The 238-nt window shown below is 53.4% G+C and carries 1 protein-coding gene; it reads right to left on the bottom strand.

Annotated elements, in window-relative coordinates; all coding sequences use genetic code 11:
• The coding region (locus tag AAEZ10_RS27735; RefSeq protein ID WP_350571884.1) for a response regulator at positions 1 to 181 on the bottom strand (181 nt) is incomplete at its 3' end.
• Between the last annotated feature and the right edge of the window lie 57 nt (positions 182 to 238).

The raw sequence follows: 238 nt of genomic DNA, 5'->3' as shown, positions 1-238 counted from the left end.
GCACCAGGTCGACATCATGCTCCAGCATCAACCCCAAGGCCTCGAAACCCGAGGTGGCGGTCATGACCTGCCAATCCTCACGTTCGAGCAAGGCCCGCATGCTAATCAGATTTTCCGGGTAATCATCGACGATTAACAGAATCGAATTGCCTTCACCTGGCGTAAGTGGCCCGCATTCCATGCTGCTTCTCTTCGTTCGGGGAGTCAGGCCGGTTTTTTTGAAAAACCGGACAAATAC

This window comes from Pseudomonas sp. H26/SER47-MNA-CIBAN-0231 (genome assembly GCF_040310465.1).
In the GTDB taxonomy this organism is placed as follows: Bacteria; Pseudomonadota; Gammaproteobacteria; order Pseudomonadales; family Pseudomonadaceae; genus Aquipseudomonas; species Aquipseudomonas atacamensis.
The sequence above is the reverse complement of the archived record's forward strand: the minus strand, read 5'-3'. Positions and strand labels throughout refer to the sequence as shown.